The 18,375-nt window shown below is 63.7% G+C and carries 14 protein-coding genes; 2 read left to right on the top strand and 12 right to left on the bottom strand.

Annotation, left to right across the window (positions count from 1 at the left end; genetic code table 11):
• Positions 1-111 precede the first annotated feature (111 nt).
• Entirely contained in the window at positions 112-1,767 is a 1,656-nt protein-coding gene (locus EJ076_RS14370) for an ABC transporter substrate-binding protein (protein ID WP_109662016.1), read from the bottom strand.
• A gap of 113 nt (positions 1,768-1,880) precedes the next feature.
• Here EJ076_RS14370 and EJ076_RS14375 point away from each other — a divergent pair, with 113 nt between their 5' ends.
• Positions 1,881-2,783: a LysR family transcriptional regulator gene (locus EJ076_RS14375; protein WP_109662018.1), complete on the top strand. Its 903-nt coding sequence runs from the start codon at positions 1,881-1,883 to the stop codon at positions 2,781-2,783.
• Positions 2,784-2,808: 25 nt separating this feature from the next.
• Here EJ076_RS14375 and EJ076_RS14380 read toward each other — a convergent pair whose 3' ends face one another.
• The 8 genes from EJ076_RS14380 to EJ076_RS14415 all read right to left on the bottom strand — a co-directional run bounded on the left by EJ076_RS14380 (position 2,809) and on the right by EJ076_RS14415 (position 12,644).
• A complete protein-coding gene (locus tag EJ076_RS14380) occupies positions 2,809-4,839 on the bottom strand; it encodes an ABC transporter ATP-binding protein (protein WP_126068320.1) in 2,031 nt (676 codons plus the stop codon).
• Complete coding sequence (locus tag EJ076_RS14385; protein ID WP_109662023.1) at positions 4,832-5,710, bottom strand: ABC transporter permease; 879 nt, start codon at positions 5,708-5,710, stop codon at positions 4,832-4,834. The genes EJ076_RS14380 and EJ076_RS14385 overlap by 8 nt, the downstream gene beginning before the upstream one ends.
• The gene (locus EJ076_RS14390) at positions 5,707-6,660 is read right to left on the bottom strand and encodes an ABC transporter permease (protein ID WP_126068321.1); all 954 of its coding nucleotides are present in this window, start codon (positions 6,658-6,660) and stop codon (positions 5,707-5,709) included. The genes EJ076_RS14385 and EJ076_RS14390 overlap by 4 nt, the downstream gene beginning before the upstream one ends.
• Before the next feature lie 155 nt (positions 6,661-6,815).
• Positions 6,816-8,480, bottom strand: coding sequence for an ABC transporter substrate-binding protein (locus tag EJ076_RS14395; protein ID WP_126068322.1), 1,665 nt, complete (start codon positions 8,478-8,480; stop codon positions 6,816-6,818).
• A 248-nt stretch (positions 8,481-8,728) separates the two neighbouring features.
• Positions 8,729-9,913, bottom strand: a complete 1,185-nt coding sequence (locus tag EJ076_RS14400; protein ID WP_126068323.1) for a mandelate racemase/muconate lactonizing enzyme family protein — start codon at positions 9,911-9,913, stop codon at positions 8,729-8,731.
• Between the two features lies 1 nt (position 9,914).
• Positions 9,915-11,021: a mandelate racemase/muconate lactonizing enzyme family protein gene (locus tag EJ076_RS14405; RefSeq protein WP_126068324.1), complete on the bottom strand. Its 1,107-nt coding sequence runs from the start codon at positions 11,019-11,021 to the stop codon at positions 9,915-9,917.
• A gap of 35 nt (positions 11,022-11,056) precedes the next feature.
• Complete coding sequence (locus tag EJ076_RS14410) at positions 11,057-11,749, bottom strand: GntR family transcriptional regulator (protein ID WP_126068325.1); 693 nt, start codon at positions 11,747-11,749, stop codon at positions 11,057-11,059.
• Between the two features lie 106 nt (positions 11,750-11,855).
• The gene (locus EJ076_RS14415) at positions 11,856-12,644 is read right to left on the bottom strand and encodes a 2OG-Fe(II) oxygenase (RefSeq protein ID WP_126068326.1); all 789 of its coding nucleotides are present in this window, start codon (positions 12,642-12,644) and stop codon (positions 11,856-11,858) included.
• 103 nt (positions 12,645-12,747) lie between these two features.
• On the opposite strand from EJ076_RS14415, the gene EJ076_RS14420 reads away from it, so the two are divergent.
• The gene (locus EJ076_RS14420) at positions 12,748-13,680 is read left to right on the top strand and encodes a LysR substrate-binding domain-containing protein (RefSeq protein WP_126068327.1); all 933 of its coding nucleotides are present in this window, start codon (positions 12,748-12,750) and stop codon (positions 13,678-13,680) included.
• Between the two features lie 21 nt (positions 13,681-13,701).
• On the opposite strand, the gene EJ076_RS14425 is transcribed toward EJ076_RS14420, so the two are convergent.
• The 3 genes from EJ076_RS14425 to EJ076_RS14435 are packed head-to-tail and all read right to left on the bottom strand — an operon-like array spanning position 13,702 to position 18,293.
• Positions 13,702-14,853: an efflux RND transporter periplasmic adaptor subunit gene (locus tag EJ076_RS14425; protein ID WP_126068328.1), complete on the bottom strand. Its 1,152-nt coding sequence runs from the start codon at positions 14,851-14,853 to the stop codon at positions 13,702-13,704.
• A 15-nt stretch (positions 14,854-14,868) separates the two neighbouring features.
• Positions 14,869-18,045 carry a multidrug efflux RND transporter permease subunit gene (locus EJ076_RS14430; RefSeq protein WP_126068329.1) on the bottom strand — a complete coding sequence of 1,059 codons (3,177 nt, stop codon included), beginning with the start codon at positions 18,043-18,045 and terminating at the stop codon, positions 14,869-14,871.
• Positions 18,039-18,293, bottom strand: coding sequence for a hypothetical protein (locus tag EJ076_RS14435; protein ID WP_126068330.1), 255 nt, complete (start codon positions 18,291-18,293; stop codon positions 18,039-18,041). Before EJ076_RS14435 ends, EJ076_RS14430 begins: the two co-directional genes overlap by 7 nt.
• Positions 18,294-18,375 lie beyond the last annotated feature (82 nt).

An 18,375-nucleotide genomic window follows, 5' to 3' on the forward strand; every position in this document is an offset into this window, starting at 1 on the left:
GCGGCGAGTTTCTCCGGCATCGAGCGGCTCGAACGATGGCCCCCCATCGTTCTTCGCAGTCTTGCCGCGAAATAGTCTCACCGCCCGAAAAGCGGAATTGTCCAATCAGCCCTATCCCAGGGACACGCGATCGAGCAGCAGCCCGGCGGCGATCGGCGGCAGGCCGCTGACATTCTTGCGCACCGGTACCAACAGATCGGGGAAATAGCTGAAGATGACAGGCGTCTCGTCGAGCAGCAGTTTCTGGATGTCGGAGGCGGCACTGCGCTGCGCGCCGACATCGAGCGCCTTGAGATAGCTGGTGACCATGCCGTCATAGGCCGGGTTCTTGAAATGCGCCGCGTTCCACGGGCCGTCGCTGACCAGCGGGCTCTTGAGGAACACGTTCGGCACGCTGCGATGCGCGTAGTCGGTGATGCCGAGCGGGCTGTCCAGCCAGTCCGACTGGCCGAACACTGCCTTGCCGTAATATTTGTCCTGGTCCTCGATGTTGAGCGCGATGCGCGCGCCGATCTCCTTGGCGAAATTCTGGAACAATTGCGCGTAGCCCGGAATGTCGGAATAGCGCAGCGTCGTCAGCGTGATATCGAAGCCGCTCGCCAATCCTGCCGCTTCAAGCAATTGCTTTGCTTTGGCGATATCCTGGACGCGCTGCGGCACCGTCTTGTCAGTGGCGGGAAAGGCCGGCGCGAACGGGCTGTCATTGCCGGTCGCCGCCATGCCACGGCACAGGCCGTCGACCAGCTTCGAACGATCGATGCACAGTGCCAGCGCCTGGCGCACGCGCTTGTCGGTGAAGGGACCGGTGTCGCAGCGCATATGCAATTGGCGGTGCGCGGTCGAAGCGACACGCAGCACGGTGATGTCGGGGCTGTTGAGCACCACCTGGCTGACATCGAGCGGAACCGCGTCGAGAATGTCGACCTCGCCGGCCTGCAGCGCCAGGATGCGCGGCTGCACGTCGCCGTAGAACTTGAATTCGAGCCGGTCGGGCAGCGCCTTCTCACCCCAATAGTCGGGGTTGCGGATGAAGGTCGCGCCGACTTTCGGCGTGTAGCTCTCCAGCCGGAACGGCCCGGTGCCCTCAAAGGTCTTTTCGTAGTCGCCCTTGTAGCTCGCCGGCAGGATGACGGCGTTGTAATTGTCGATCGACACCGAATAGGGAAAGCTGCCATTCGGCGCGTCGAGATGGAAGGCGACAGTGTGGTCGTCGACCTTCTGGGTGCCGCCCTTCGACAACAGGCCTTTGAATACCGATAGCGCGTTGGAAGCGCCGTTGGGATCGGCCAGCCGGTCGAAGGTCGCGACGACGTCGTCGGCCTTGAAGTCTTCGCCATTGTGGAATTTCACACCCTTGCGCAGCTTGAAGGTCCACACGCTGCCGTCCTCGTTCGGCGCCCAGCTCTCGGCCAGCACCGGTCTCAGGGTGAGGTCCGGCTGGGTGACGCAGAGAAACTCGGCGGTCTGGAAAACCAGCTGGTAGCTGCCGCTGTCATAGTAGGTGACGGGATCGATAGCGCCGCCCGGCGTCGCTACGCCGGCGCGCACCGTGCCACCCGGCTTGCCCTCGGCGCGTGCTTGCGGCGTGCCGAGGCCGGCGGCCGCGACAAGGCTGCCCAGGAACGGCAGGGAGAGGCCAAGCACGCTGCCATGGCGCAGGAAATCGCGGCGGCCCATCCTGCCGGCAAGCAATTCGTCAACAGCGGAATTTTCGATTGCGGTGAGCGTTCTGCGAGCGTTGTCGATCATCCGGAAATGCTTGGGCATGGCTGGATTCCTCGCTTGCCTTGGGGCTCGGCCATCTAGTTCATTGTTGACTGTCGCCGGAAAGCGATATTTTTTGATAGGGGTCATCGAAATTTTCGATGCAAGAGGTGGGCATGGACACGGAAAATCTGCGCAGCTTTCTCGAAGTCGCCGCCCATGGCAGCTTCACCGTCGCGGCCAGTCGGCTCAACCTCGCCCAGTCCACCGTCAGCGCGCGAATCAGGGGGCTGGAAGATCAGTTGGGCCGCCGGCTTTTCGTGCGCGACCGCGATGGCGTCACGCTGACGCCGGCCGGCCGGCAGTTCCTGCCGCATGCCTCTTCCATCACCCGCACATGGGAGCAATCGAGACAGGACATCGCCGTTCCCGATGGCTATGAGACTTTGCTGCGGCTAACCGCGCCTGCCTATCTGTGGGACCGCATCACCTCGCCATGGGTCGAGTGGATGCGCACCAGGCGGCCGAATGTGGCGCTGCGGCTTGAAGGCAGTTTCCCGGATCTGGCGATCGACCAACTGGCGGAAGGCTTGCTCGACATCTGCATCCTCTATCTGCCGCGGCCGCATCCCGGCATCGTCTACGAAACGCTGGCCGTCGATCAGGTCGTACTTGTCCAGCATGCCGCGCAGACGAAGCCGTGGACCGAAAACTACATTCTGATGGATTGGGGGCTGGAATTCCGCATCGAGCACGACCGCGCCTTTGCCGGCATGGTGAAGCCGGCCATATCGGCCGGACTGGTCTTTATTGGCCTGCAGCACGTGCTGTCACAGCAGGCGGCCGCCTATCTGCCGCTCAGCGCCGTCAGCGGTCATATCGAGCGTGGCGAGATGCGGCGCATCGACAACGCCCCAGTGTTCCAGCGGCCGATCTACCTCGCCTATCCTTCGAACCCCCTCTCTTCGGATGTTCTGGATGTCGCGCTCACCGGCCTGCGCATGCTGGCCAGGGACTGGGCCGAAGGGCAGGGCTTTTCGGAAGGGGATCGTTCCCTTAGCATGGCAGGCCAGATCTGACTGCCAAGTCACGGGAGCGGCAGCGCTATGCCGGCTCGGTCACGACCGCCTTCTGCAGCCTTGCCAGTTCGGCGTAAGGAATGTGGCAGCGGATCGAATGGCCGGGCTGGGCCTCGCTGAGTGGCGGCTCCTGCTGCTCGCAGATCGGGCCTATCTTGCGCGGGCAGCGCGTGTGGAAGACACAGCCCGACGGCGGGTTGGTGGCGCTGGGGATTTCGCCGTCGAGACGAATGCGTGCCGTCTCGGTCTGGTCGAGTTTGGGCACGGCCGACAGCAGCGCTTCGGTATAGGGGTGATGCGGACCGGAAAAGACGTCTTCCGACGGTCCGAGTTCCATGATGCGGCCGAGATAGAGCACGGCGATCTTGTCGGAGAGGTAACGCACCACGGCCAAATCATGCGAGATGAAGATGTAGCTGACGTCTTCCTTCGACTGCAGGTCGGCGAGCAGGTTGAGGATGGCCGCCTGCACCGAGACGTCGAGCGCCGAGGTCGGCTCGTCGCACACGACGATGCGCGGGTCGCCGGCGAAGGCGCGCGCGATGGCGACGCGCTGCTTCAGGCCACCGGAGAGCTGGCGTGGCTTGACCGCGAGATGGCGGTCGGTGAGCCGCACCGAGCGGACGAGGTCGTTGAGACGCGCCTCCAGCGCCTTACCGGAGAGGCCCGCCAGCCGCTTCAGCGCGCGGCCGATCAGGTGGCGAATCGAATGTGAGCGGTTGAGTGCGGAGTCCGGGTTCTGGAAGACGATCTGCATCGCCTTGATCTGGTCGTCGCTGCGGTTCTCCAGCCGCGGCGCCAGCGCCTTGCCCTCCAGCTCGATGGTGCCACCCTCGTCCGGTGGCACCAGGCCGAGCAGCAGCCTGGCGAAGGTCGTTTTGCCGCTGCCGGACTCGCCGACCAGCCCGAGCGTTTCGCCGGGCCGTAGGTCGAGCGAGACATCCTTGACGGCGCGCAGCGCGTGGCCATGGCTGGCATAGGTCTTGTTCAGCCCCGCGACCCGCAGCACTGGTGCGGCTGCCGCCTTTGGTGCAGCCGCCACATCGCTCGGTGTCGCGCGCGGCAGCGCCTGTGCCTTGTCGTGATGGAAGCAGCGCGACAGCCGGCCGCCCAGATCATAGAGCGGCGGCAATTCGCTGCGGCAGCGGTCATCGGCGAGCGCGCAGCGGTCGGCGAAAGCGCAGCCCTTGATGTCAGTTCCAATGCCGGGCAGGAAGCCCGGAATGGTATCGAGGCGGCCCTGATCCTTGCGTTGGCCACCGCGCGGCAGGCAGCGCAGCAAGGCTACGGTGTAGGGATGGCGCGGATCGTTGAACACGACCTCCGTCGGCCCTTCTTCGACCAGCATGCCGGCATAGAGCACGCCGACCCGGTCGCACATGTTGGAGACGACAGCGAGGTTGTGGCTGATGAACAGGATCGAGGCCGACAGTTCTTGCCTGAGCTGCGCGATCAAGTCGAGCACTTCGGCTTCCACCGTCGCATCGAGGCCGGTGGTCGGCTCGTCGAGGATCAGCATCGAGGGATCGTTGGCCAGCGCCATGGCGATAGCCACGCGCTGCTGCATGCCGCCGGAAAGCTGGTGCGGATAGCGCTGCATGACGCTGACGGGATCGGAGATGCGCACGCGGTTCAACATGGCGATCGCCTTGTCGATGGGCGCCTGACCCGTTATGCCGCCGAGTTCAAAAATCTCGGTCAGTTGCCGGCCGACGCGGATCGACGGGTTCAGCGCCTTGCCGGGGTCCTGGTAGACCATGGAGACGCTTTCGGCGCGAGCCCGCCTGAGCGCTTCGGCATCCAGCTTCATGACGTCCTGGCCGTCGAGCGAGATGGCGCCGCCAGTGATCGAGCCGTTGCGCGGCAGATAGCGCACGACGGTGAGCGCCACGGTGGATTTGCCGCAGCCGGATTCGCCGACCAGCCCATAAGCCTCGCCCTGGCCGATGGTGAGGCTGAGGTTGCGCAGCACCGCTCGGTTGCGGCCGGCGACGCGGTAGGCAACCGACAGATCGGTGAGTTCGAGTGCGTTTTTGGCCTTGGCGGACTTAGTCATTGAGCGCTCCGTGAACGCCGTCGGCCGCCAGATTGACGCCGATCACCAGGGAGGCGATGGCGAGCGCGTCGAACAGCACCGTCCACCAGAAGCCGCCGCCGATCATGCCGTAATTGTTGGAGATCGAGAGCCCCCAGTCGGGAGAGGGCGGCTGGATGCCGAAGCCCATGAAGGAGAGCGTGGCGACCGCGAAAATGGCATAGCCGAGCCGCACGGTGGTCTCGACCAGGATCGGCGGGATGACGTTGGGCAGGATCTCGACGAACATCGTATGCAATGCGCTTTCATGTCGAAGCTGCGCGGCGGCGACATAGTCGAGTTCACGCTCGGCGAGCACCGCGGACCGCACGGTGCGCGCGATGATCGGCGCGAAGCTCAGGCCGATGACGACGATGACCGTCGTCTTCGACGTGCCGAGCGCAACGATTGCCAGCAACGCGACGATGACCACCGGGATCGCCATGAAGGCTTCGAGGATACGGCTGACGACATCGTCGACGAGGCCACGAAAATAGCCGGTGATAAGGCCAAGCGCTGTGCCGGCCACCGTCGCCAGCAAGGTCGCCAGCGGGGCAACGGTGAGGATGTCGCGCGAACCGACGATGACGCGCGAGAAGACGTCACGGCCGATCTGGTCGGTACCGAACCAGTGTTCGGAAGAAGGTGGTGCGAGCGCATTGATGATGTCGTCGGCGAGCGGATCGTAAGGCGCGAAATGCTCGCCGAACAGCGCGCAGGCAACCCAGAACAGCACGATGGCGAGACCAACGAGGAAGGTTCGCGAGCGCAGCAGGGAGTAAAAGACCTCGGCCAGCGGGCCGCGCCGGCGCGTGTCGTCGGGAACGGGGGAAGTGCTTTGGACGGCGCTCATTGATCTGACCCCAGCCGGATGCGCGGATTGAGCATGGAATAGAGGAAGTCGGCGATCAGTGTCGCCACGGCATAGACGATGCCGATGGTGAGAATGCCGGATTCCAGCATCGGGAAATCCTTGCCGCGCGCGGCGGTGAAGATCAGCGATCCGATGCCCTGGTAGCGAAACAGCGTTTCGATGACCACGAGGCCGCCGATGAGATAACCGGTCTGCGTTGCGATGACGGTGATGGTCGGCAACAGCGCGTTGCGCAGCACATGCCGCCAGATCACCGTCCGCCACGGCAGGCCCTTCAGCACGGCCGTTCGTGTGTAGTCGGAATCAAGCGCTTCGATCATGCCGGAGCGCGCCATGCGGGCGATGTAGCCGAACAGCACCAGGAACAGCGGCAGCGAAGGGAGGATCAGGTAATAGAGCTGGGTGAAGAAGCCGGCATTGCGCGGCCATGCTGCCGATATCGGCAGCCAGCGCAGCCAGACACCGAAGATCAGAATCAGGATGATGCCGGTGACGAACTCCGGCAGCACCGTCACCGACAGGCCGCCGAGGCTGATGATGCGGTCGAGCGGGCGGTTGAGATTGAGTGCGGCAACGACCCCGCCGAGGATGCCGATCGGCACCACCAGCACGAAGGCGACCGCCGCAAGCTTCATCGAATTGCCCAGCGCATCGATGACGAAGGGCGCGACCGGCGAGCGGAAGATGTATGACGTGCCCATGTCGCCCTGGACGAAGTTGGAGATCCAGCCCCAGTACTGGGTCAGCAGCGGGCGGTCGACGCCGAGCGTGTGATTGAGCGCATCAACCGCGCGCTGGTCGGCGAACGGACCCAATATGGCGCGCCCGACATTGCCGGGCAGCACCTGGCCGCCCAGAAACACCATGATGCTGAGCAGGAACAGCGTCACCAGCGACAGCGACACACGCCGGGCAAGGAAGGAGAGAATGGCTAAGACTCCTTGTGGAGCCAGCCCCCATGCGGGAGCTGGCTGTTAGAGGATTGGCTTTCCCTTCTGAGCATGATCCCGAAAAGTGGGTACCGGTTTTCTCGGACAAACGGGAACCGTTTTGTCCGGAGATCATGCTCCAACAACGAGTTTGTTCAGGCTTTCGATGCCTTGTCGAGGAACAGCTGCGACATCGCGGTCGGCTGCACGCCGGCCACGCCTTTCGCCGTCGCCGTCAGATAGTCGTAGAAGTAGCCAAAGATGACCGGCGTTTCCTCGAGCAGCAGCTTCTGGATCTTGCCTGCTGTCGCCTTTTGCGCCTCGAGGTCGAGTGCGGCGATATAGCTGGTCGCCAGCGCGTCATAGTCCTTGTTCTTGAAGTGCGCCGCGTTCCAGGTGCCTTCACTCTTCAGCGGTGCCGCTAGGTAGACGTTGGGCACGCCGCGGTGGCCGTAGTCGGTGATGCCCATCACCGAATCCAGCCAGTTCGATTTGCCGAACACCGCGTCTCCGTAATAGCCGCCCTGGTCGAGGATGTTGAGGTCGAGCTCGACGCCGATCTCCTTGACCCAGTTCTGGATGAGCTGGGCGTATTCAGGGATTTCCAGATAGCGTTCGGTGGTCAGCGTTATCTTGAAGCCCTGGCCAAGGCCGGCTGCTTCCATGAGCTGCTTGGCTTGCGCGATATCCTGCTTGCGTTGCGGCACGCTCGTATCGGTCGAAGGGTAGACGGCGGCGAACGGGCTGTCATTGCCCAGTGCGGAGCGTCCCTTCATCAGGCCGGCGGCCAGCTTGTCGCGATCGAGGCAGAGTGCAATGGCACGACGCACGCGCGCATCCTTCAACGGGCCCTCGTCGCAGCGCATGTGCAGCTGCTGATGGGCCGAAGACTTCAGGCTGATGATGTCGATGTTCGGATCGTTGAGCAGTGCGACGCCGGCCAGCACCGGCAGCTGGTTGATGATGTCGACCTGTCCGCCCTGCAGCGCCAGAATCTGCGGCTGCGTGTCGGTGAAGAAGGTGAATTCGGTGCGCTCGGGCAATGCCTTCGGCCCCCAATAGTCCTCATTGCGGACGAAGGATGCACCGACCTTTGCCGTATACTTCTCGATCTTGAACGGCCCGGTGCCGTCGAAGCTCTTCTCGTAGTCGCCCTTGTAGCTCGCCGGGATGATGACGGCGTTGTAATTGTCGGACGACAGCATGTAGGGGAAATTGCCGTTCGGCGCGTCGAGGTGGAATTCCACCGTGTAGTCGTCGACCTTCTTTGAGGCGCCCTTCTGCAGGATGCCGTTGAATACCGACAGTGCGTTGGACGAATTGGCCGGGTCGGCAAGGCGGTCGATGCTGGCCACGACGTCGTCAGCCTTCATCTCGCCGCCGCTATGGAATTTTACGCCCTTGCGCAGTTTGAAGGTCCACACCGTGCCGTTGTCGTTCGGCTTCCAGCTCTCGGCCAGCGCCGGCTGCAGCACCAGGTCGGGGCCGTCGACGCACAGGAACTCGGCAACCTGCTGCATGACCAGCAGGCCGCCGGCGTCCGCAATGGTGACCGGGTCGATCGTCGCTGCCGGCACGCTGCTGGCAACGCGGATGGTGGCGCCAGGCGCGCCTTGGGCGCGCGCCAGCGACGGCATGCCGCCGAGGCCGGCTGCCATGCCGATACGGCCGAGCAGCGGCAGCGACAGGCCAAGCAGGCTGCCGTGGCGGACGAAGTCGCGGCGGCTGACCCTGCCGTCGACGAGGCCGTCGATCAGGTGATTTTCAAGCGGCGAGCGATTGCGCCGGATCAGGTCGAGAATGCTGTAATTCTTGCTCATGGGTTTTTACCCTTTCCCCTATTTCTTATGGTTGACGAAATTTCGTGGACTGCTCCGTTTTTCGGCCGCCAGAGAGGTCTGTCGACCGGAACTTTAGCATGTGGTTTTGTCCGGTCCATCCAGTCGTGGCGTGGACGTGCCGGATTCTTGGCTGCACTTGCTTCCACCGTCTTGTCCGACCTTCCCGACCGAAGTCGCGGCGGCTGGCTTCTCGTCTCTTGGTCACTGGTCTTGGCCGCTGCCGTCATCTAGTTCAGAGGCAAACGGCGATAGGTCCCAGGCTTTGCCGGGTCATGATACTTGTTGCACGGTCCTTTCTCGGTAAAGTCTCTGTGACAGGCAGCGAGGTGTTCCCGCGACAGGGTGACGCCAAGGCCGGGACCTTCCGGCACGCGCACGACGTTGTTCTTTGGGGAGAATGGTCCTTCCTCGGTGACATCCATCGGCAGCATGCGAAACAGCGACTGGTTTGGCTCCCTGATCCAGCCAAGTGCCGCGCACAGATGCAGATAGGCAGCGCTGCCGATGCCGCTGTCGCCGCTGTAGCACCAGAAATCGATGCCGGCATGCTCGCAAGCGCCGACGAAGCGCAGCAGGCGGCCAATGCCGCCATGCGTCGTCGGGTTGCCGACGATGGCGTCCGGCACTTTGGTTTCCATGGCGCGCGCAATGTCGATGTTATGGGTCGAGAACGGGATCGAGCAATGGCGCCGCAATTCGCGCATCTCCTCGATGGTCGCCACCGGATCCTCCCAATTGCGCACCCCGAGCTCTTCCAACGGCCGCGCCAGCCGACGCGCGGTGCTGAGCGAATAGGCCTGGTTGGAATCGATGCGGATCATCGCATCGTCGCCAAGTTTGCGGCGGATCAGTTCGACCATCTTGAGCGAGACTTTCGGATCCTCGGTCGAGAATTTACCTTCGAAGAAGGTCGTTCCATGTGTCTCGTGCAGTTCGACGCAATAATCGGCGACCTCTTCCGGCGTCGTCTCCCCCTTCACCTCTTGCCCATCGCCGCGCAGCGAGAAATAGTCGGTGAACGGGATGTCCTTGCGCACGGCGCCGCCAAGCAGCTGGTAGAGTGGCTGGTTCCACGCCTTGCCGCGCAGATCCCATAACGCCATCTCGATGGCGCCGAAAGCCATGATGCGGGTACGGTCGTTGATCGACTGCACGCCGGTCCAGTAGGGCAGGCAGACATGCTCGGCGCCGGCAATGTCGAAGGCATCGCGGCCGATCAGGCGCTGGGCAAGACCGTCATTGATGATTGCGGCCGCCGCCGGCGTCGGCGCTTCGCCAAGGCCGATCAAGCCATCCTCGGTCTCGACCTCGACAATGGTCGGCGAAAACCCGTCGAGCTCGCCGAACACCCAAGCGTAAGGCGCTTCGAGGCGCAGATTGATCGGCGTGGCTTTGATGCTGCGGATTTTCATCTCAGCGGCCGATCACGAAGAAAGGCTTACCCAGCAGGTCAGGAACGACATCGATGCCAAGGCCTGGCCCGTCCGGAATGCCCATGCGGCTGCCGGTGACCGGCGGCATGTTCGACGCCGTGCGCACCGTCACCCATTCATGGAAGGCGATGGCGTGCAGCCGGCGCTCCTCCGGCGTCGACAGCGACAGGTGCGCCATAGCCGCCGTATCGATCTCGGCACCGCCGGTGTCCTCGACCGTGATCATGAAGCCCAAATCGACAGCAACATCGCGGATTTGCCGGGTCTTGGTCACGCCGCCCAGCCGCGAGATCTTCAGCGTCAGCCCGTCGGCCGCGCCCCGGCGATGGATCTCCAGCATCTCTTCGAGGGAGGTGACGGATTCGTCGAGCACCATGGGCTTGTCGAGCATGCGGCGCACGGACATGTTCTCATCGATCGTCGTGCAGGGCTGCTCGAACGTGTAGTCGATGCTGCGCGTGGCGTCGGCAAACTGGCGCGCCTGATAGGGTGTCCAGCCGGCATTGGCGTCACAGAAGATGACTGTGCCTTTCGGCACCGAGGCGGCGACCGCGGTGACGCGTTCGATGTCGTCATGGACATTGCCGCCGACCTTGACCTGCAGCCGGTGAAAGCCGTCCTTGACGATGCGCTTGGCCAGCGCGGCCATGGCGTCGACGCTGCCATGGGTGACGACCTTGTAGAGTTCGGCCGTCTCGCTCTCCCGGCCGCCGAGCAGCGTGACCAGCGGCACGTCGGCAGCGCGCGCGGCGAGATCCCAGCAGGCCATGTCGAGTGCCGACTTGATGTAGGGATGACCCTTGAACACCGTGTCCATCAGCCGCCCGATGCTGGCCAGCCCGCGGGGATCGTGGCCGATCAGATGCGGCGCGATCTCGACCACGCCGGCGCGGACGCCGGCGGCGAAGGCGGGCGAATAAAAGTTGCCGAGCGGCGCCATCTCGCCCCAGCCGGTGATGCCGCTGTCTGATGTAATGGACACGATCACCGCGTCGAAGGCGTCGGCCTCGCGCCCCTTCGACATGCGATAGGGCCCGTCCACGAAGGGCTGCACGACATGGTAGGCTTTGATAGTTTCGATCTGCACGTGTCTTGTCCGTTGTCAGCGATGATGGGGACGGGTCAGGCGCCCCTGGACGGGCGTTGTTCGAGGCCGCGCGCGTAGGAAAGCAGCTCCTCGAAATCGAGATCGATGTGCTCCCTGGCATGGCGCTGGGCTGTACGCATGTCCTTGCCCTTCAGCAACCGCACATAGGTTTCGTGGACGTCTTCGTCCGGCACCGGCTCATTGCGGGCATGCTGGTGGAGCGCAAAATACATCTGCAGCCGGCTGGTCAGCCGTTGCCAGGTTTCCAGCAGCACCGAATTGTCGGCCCATTCGTAGATCAGGCCATGCAGTTGCAGCGCGGTTTCGATTTGGCGCGTCGTGTCCAACTCACGGGTCGCCTGCTTGACAGTTTCGTGGCGCCGGTCGAGCTCGTCGAAGAAGCGCTGGTCGCGCAGCGGCCACGCCCGCTCGATGGCCAGCTCGTCCATCACCTTGTTGAACGAATAGGCATCGTCGATGTCCTTGGCTGTGACCTCGATGACGAAGGTGCCGGCATAGGGAATGCTGGTCAGGATGCCTTCCTGGACCAACTCGCGCATCGCCTCGCGCAGCGGCGCGCGGCTGACGCGCATTTGTTCGGAGATACGGAGCTCGTTGAGCTTCTGGCCGGGTTCGAGTTGGCCGGTCAGGATCGCGCGCCGCAGCAACGCGACGATCTCGGCGCGGCGCGTGGTGTCCGCGATCGGACTGAAATCCGCTTTCCCCATTCGGCTGCTTCTCCCAAGGAAACCGAAAGTAAGACAAGCAGATTGTCGACAATCTAACAAGAGGTCATCTTCGGATTCTTTGGGACCGCTGGCTGTCTCTTCAGCCTCAGGCTGCGCGGCCGTAGAAGCCGACCCGCTCCTCGGCGCTGAACATCACACCAGGCTTCTCATAGTAGGAAAACACCGCGATCATGCGCTCACGCTCGCCTTCGACTGTGGTGACGCGATGCGCGGTGTTCTTGCCGCGAAAGACATTCAGCGTGCCAGGCTTCATGCGCAGGATTTTTGCATCGGGGTCACGCCCTTCGAGCAATCTGGCGACGCCATCATAGTCCGGATTGTCGTCAGATCGCAGATCAGTGCGGTATTCGAGGTCGCCGCCACGCTCCGCTGCCTGCAACAACAGCGTCGTCGTGAATTCCGAACGATCGAAATGCCAGTTCAGGGCCTCGCCGGCGCGATAGGCCATGACGTTGGTTCGCGCCAGCGGATCCTGCATGACATGCAGTTTGGTCTTGCCCATCGTTGCGGCCAGGAAGCGCAGCAATGGCTCATATTCGTAGATAGCGAGCACGACGCTGCCCGGAATCTGGTCGGCACAGACGGTATGGCTTATGGTCTCGACCTTGCGCAGCGCCGGGTGATCGGGCCCTAGCTCGGGAATGTCAGGCTTGAAGTAGATGTTGTGCATGCGCTTGTGCACATGCGATCGCGCGGCCATCACCGGCTCGATTTCGCGCACGGCTTTTTCAGCCACGCCCGGGCGCAAAAACCCTTCCAGATTGAACATGCCGTCGGCTTCGAGCGCGGCGATGGATTGTTCGACAAGGCGCTGCCATTCGGCGCTGCCTTCGCGGTCGAGCGGATAGCGGTCGAGATCGAGGATGTCTTTCATCGTCATGGGCTCCGAGGTTTCGAGCCTATGAGACGGCAAAAAAATCTTTCTCTCAACGCGGAAAATAGTTAGGATTGGGCAAGAAAAACTTTTGGAAGCCCGTGTGGAACGGTTGCCCCCGCTGAATGCGATCAAGGCCTTCGAAGTCGCCGCCCGCGCCGGCAGCTTCACCTTGGCCGCCTCTGAACTCGGCGTGTCCTCGGCGGCGGTCAGCCAGCAGATACGCAATCTCGAGAGCTGGTTCGGCAAGCAGTTGTTCGTGCGCAGCGGCAACCGCATCGCGCTCACCGACGCCGGCCACGCCATCTATCCGCAGACGGCGAAGGCTTTGGGCGACATCGCGGCGATCGGCCGGCGCATGCTGGAGGGCGGCTTGCGGACGCGTCTGGTCGTCAGCGTGCCGTTCTCGCTGGCCGAACTGTGGCTGGCGCCGAGGCTGGCGGTACTTCTCGATGCCTTTCCGCAGATGGCGATCGACGTCCGGGTCGAGGACGATCCGGTCGATCTGATGCGCCAGAACATCGATCTGCGCATCAGCTATGGCGATTATCACTATCCCGGATTGAAACTTGTTCGTCTCGTTCACGACGACGTCCTGCCGGTCTGCGCGCCGGAGTTCTGGCACCGGCACGGCGATGGCGATCCCAGTCTGGCCGATCTGCACGAGAGCCAGTTCATTCACACCAATTGGGGGCCGAACTATGCCTCGCATCCGACCTGGGCGGATTGGTTCGCGGCCTCCGGCGGCAGCCGCTCACCCGACCCGTCGCACGGGCGGCGGGTCGGCCTGTCCAGCCTGGCGATTGCCTCGGCGAGGCTGGGGCTGGGCATCGCCCTTGGTCAGCGGGTCATGGCACGCGCCGATCTGGAGGCCGGGCGGCTGATCGCGCTGTCCTCCGTCTCGGTCCGCCTCGGGCATCCCTACTGCGCGTTCATGCCGCCGGCAAAGGCCGACCGCGCCGATGTCGCCGGCCTGGTCGAGCTGCTCACGAAAACGGCGCCCGCGACCTGTGGGAAGGTCGGGGCGCCGCGCTGAAGCCGGTCCTGACGGGGGTGTTCAGGTGGCCGGCTTTTCCGGCATCGGCGATACAGGCGCTCCGGGTCCGATCTTCTGCAGATTGCCCGTGATCACCTGATCGCCCTCGGCGACGCCGCTCAGGATGGCGACCTGATCGCCGCTCGTCGGGCCGAGCGAGACCAGCCGCTGATCGACCGTGTTGCCCTTGCCGACGACGTAGAGATATTTACCGAGCTGGCTCGAGCCCAGCGCCGTTTGCGGCACCATCAGCGCGTCGGCCTGCTGCCTCACATGCAGCCGGACCCGAACATACTGGCCCGGCAGCAGCGTGAACTTGCCGTTGCCGATCGTCGCGCGTGCCGTGATCGTGCCGGTCGAGCGGTCGACCGAATTGTCGATGAAGGTGAGTTCGCCCTTCTGGCTGGCCTCGGCCTGGCCGGGAAGCAGCACCTCGACCTCGATCGGGCCGTTCGCACGGGCCTGCTCGATCTCGGCCAGATCCGTCTCGCTCGGATTGAAGGTGACGTAGATCGGATCGAGCTGCACCAGCGTGTTAAGCACGGTGCCGGCGACGCTGACCAGCGTTCCGACCGAGGCCTGGTTGCGGCCCAGGCGTCCGCCGAACGGCGCCCGGATTTCGGCATAGCTCAAATTGAGCTCTGCCGTGCGGACCGCCGCCTGGTTGAGCGCCAGCGATGCCTGTGCCTCGCGCAAGGTGCTGGTGCGCTGGTCGAAGCCGTCCTTGGCAAGGTAACCGCTCTTGGCAAGCTCGGTGCCGCGGCCAAGGTTCGAGCGGGCATAGTCGAGCGTCGCCGTGTCGCGCTGCACCTGGGCTTTGGCCTGGTCAAGAGCCGCCTGGAAGTCGTCAGGTGAGATCTTGTAGAGGAGATCGCCCTGCCGGACATCGACACCGTCAGCTGCGGTCTGCTCCTGCAGGTAGCCTGGAATCCTGGCCTGCAAGGTGATGTTGCGGATCGGCTCCGTCCGCGCGGCGTAGTCGAGGTAGATCGGGATCGTCTTCTTGACGACACTGACCACCGGCACTGGCATGACGAACGCCGCTGGAGCAGGCGCCGCGCCTGCCGTGCCGGCATTGAGGCTGAGATTGCCCATGTCGAGCAGATGGACGCTGGCCACCGAGATCGCTCCCAGCGCGACAGCCGTTCCCAACGCGATTTTCCATTTACGCATGATTAGTCTCCAATCTTATTCGGCCGCTTCCGCCAGGGGAGGGAAGGCGGGTTCGGCAGTTGGTTCATTGTCTTGAGAGGCGGGCTCGTCATGGCCGCGGCGTTCGCGCAGCTGTTCGATGACCGCGTAGAAGACCGGCACGAACACCAGCGACAGGATGGTCGCCGCGACCATGCCGCCGAACACGGTGGTGCCGATCGACTGACGGCTGGCGGCACCGGCGCCGGTCGCAAACATGAGCGGCAGCACGCCGAGGATGAAGGCGAAAGCCGTCATCAGGATCGGCCGCAGCCGCAGACGTGCCGCTTCCATCGCCGCGTCAACGATGCTGAGGCCTTCCTCGCGCCGTCGCCGGGCGAATTCGACGATCAGGATCGCATTCTTCGCCGCCAGGCCGATCAGCATGACGAAGCCGATCTGCGAGTAGACGTCGATCTGCATGCCGCGCAGCAACAAAGCCACGAAGGCGCCGAACAAGGCCAGTGGCACCGCCAGCAGCACCATGAACGGCATCGCCCAGCTCTCATACTGCATCGCCAGGATCAGGAAGACGAAGACGATGGCGAGGCCGAAGACGACCGACGCGATCGAGCCTGCCTTGAGCTCCTGGAAGGTGATGCCGGTCCATTCAAAACCGAAATCCCTGGGCAGTGCGGTGGCGGCCGCCCGTTCCATCGCGGCAACCGCCTGGCCCGAGGAGAAGCCGGGTGCGGCACCGCCATTGATCGAGGCCGAGGCGTTGTTGTTGTAATGCGGCACGGTTTCCGGGCCGACGAAGGGTACGAGTTTGCCCAGAGTGCTGAGCGGCACCATGCCGCCGGAGGCATTGCGCACATAGAGCCGCGAAATGTCGGCTGCACCCGCGCGTGCATCCTTGTCGGCCTGAATGGTCACCCGGAAGGTGCGGCCAAACAGGTTGAAGTCGTTCACGTAAAGCGAGCCGAGATAGATCTGCAGCGTGTTGAAGACGTCAGGCAGGTTGAGGCCGAGCAGTTTCGCCTTGCTGCGGTCGAGGTCGTAGTTGAACTGCGGCGTCGAGGTCGAGAACGGCGAGAACAGCTGTTGCGGATTGATCTCCGGCTGCTTGCGCGCCTCGGCGATCACGGCTTGCGTGGCATCGTTGAGGGCTGAACTGCCGCGGCCGGTGAGATCCTCGACGACGAATTCAAAGCCGCCCGTGGTGCCGATACCAGGGATCGACGGCGGATCGAAGCTCAGCGCAAAAGCTTCCGGGATCTGCATCAGCTTGCTGCGCACGTCGGCGACGAGCTTCGAGGCATTCTGGTCGGGACCGCGTTCCTCCCATGGCTTCAGGATGGCGAATTCGACCGCCGAATTCGACTGCGCGGCACTGGTCAGGAAATTTAGGCCGCTGATCGAACCGACAATGTCGACGCCGGGTGTCGCCTGCAGGATGTCGCGCGCCTTTTGCGCCACCGCGTCGGTGCGTTCCAGCGACGCGCCGTCGGGCAATTGGATGACGACGAAGAAATAGCCCTGGTCCTCGACCGGAAGGAAGGTCGAGGGCAGCCGCTGCCAGACGAAATAGGTGGCGACCAGTCCGGCCGCGAACAGGCCGAGCATGATCCAGCGCAAGCGAATGAGGATGCGCACACCATTGGCATAGGCGTGCGACAGCCTGTCGAAGCCGGTGTTGAACCAGCGGAACGGGGCGAACTGCGTCTCGCCGCGATGCCGCAGGAAGGCAGCACTGAGCGCGGGGCTCAGCGTCAGCGAATTGAAGGCGGAGATGCCGACGGAAATCGCCACCGTCAGCGCGAACTGGTTGTAGAGCTTGCCGGAGACGCCGGGAATGAAAGCGACCGGCACGAACACCGCCATCAGCACGGCGGTGGTGGCGATGATCGGACCGGTGACCTCGGCCATAGCGGCCTTGGTCGCCGCAAGCGGCTTGAGCCCGGCCTCCAGCTGTCGTTCGACATTCTCGACCACGACGATGGCGTCGTCGACGACGAGGCCGATCGCCAGCACCATGCCGAGCAAAGAGAGCATGTTGAGCGAGAAACCGAGCATCTCCATGACCACCAGCGTCGCCACCAGCGACACCGGAATGGCGATGGTCGGGATGATCGTCGTGCGCCAGCTCTGCAGGAAGAGGAACACCACGGCGACGACCAGCACCAGCGCTTCGCCGAGCGTGATCAGCACGTCATGCATCGAGGCCGAGACGAAGCGGGTCGTGTCGTAGTGCATCGCATAGGAGACGCCCTTAGGGAACCGGCCCGAAAGCTCCTGCATCTTGTCCTTGACGCGCTGCTGAAGATCGAGCGCGTTGGAGCCGGGCATTTGATAGACGGCAAGCACCACGGTCGGATCCTTGCCGAAGAAGGCCGACGACGAATATTGCAGTGCGCCGAGCTCGATGCGGGCGACGTCGCGCAGCCTGACCAGCGAACCGGTGTCCGTGTTGGCGCGCACGACGATGTCGCCGAACTCCTTAGGGTCACTGAGGCGGCCGACGGCATTGACCTGCATCTCGAAGGCGGTGCCGGCCGGCGCCGGCGACTGGCCGATCTTGCCGGCCGCCACCTGGACGTTCTGCTCGGCGATGGCGTTTTGCACGTCGACGGCGGTGATGCCGAGGTTGGCGAGCTTGTCGGGATCGAGCCAGACGCGCATCGAATAGCGCCGCTCGCCGAAGATCTGCACGTCGCCGACGCCGGGCAACCGCTTCAGCGGATCGACCACCTGCAGATAGGCAAGGTTGCTCAGCGCCACCGGATCGACCGAACTGTCGGGCGAGGTCAGGTTGACGATGAGGACGAAATTCGGGTTCTGCTTCTTGATCGTCACGCCGCCCTGGTTGACGATCGCCGGCAGCGACGAGGCGGCCTGCGAGACGCGGTTCTGCACGTCGACGGCGGCGGTGCTGAGCGAATAACCGACATCGAAGGTGATGGTGATGGTCGAGGAGCCATCATTCGAGCTCGTCGACGACATGTAGGTCATGCCTTGCACGCCGTTGATCTGCTGCTCGAGCGGGGTCGTCACCGTGTCGGCCACCACTTGCGCGCTGGCGCCCGGATAGTGGGCGCTGACCACGACCTGCGGCGGTGTGATGTCGGGAAACTGCGAGACGGGCAGCAGAAAATAGCAAATCGTCCCGGCGAGCACCATGATGATGGCGATCGCCGAGGCGAAGATCGGACGGTGGATGAAAAAGTTTACCACGACACGCAAGCCTCCCCGGCTGCTCTTGCCCGCCCGAAGGCGCTGGCAACCCTGGACAGCCCTTGACGGCGCCCGTCGCCGGGCTCGTCCAGCGGACGCAGCAACGGCACCTCATGGCGTTGCGCATCGGCAAGCGAGCGCAGCATCTTTTCAAAGGCGCGCGGGTCGACGCCATCTGCTTGCATGACCAGCCGGATCATCGGATCCCGGACGGCTTCATCTATGGTAAGATCGCGGCGCTGTGGCATTGGCCGGCTCCTTGTCTGTCGATTCGCAGCCCATGCTCACGAACCGTTTTTCATCTCTTCACCGGCCGAGGCCGCATGAACC

Origin of the sequence: Mesorhizobium sp. M7D.F.Ca.US.005.01.1.1 (genome assembly GCF_003952545.1) — a bacterium.
Lineage (GTDB): Bacteria > Pseudomonadota > Alphaproteobacteria > Rhizobiales > Rhizobiaceae > Mesorhizobium > Mesorhizobium loti.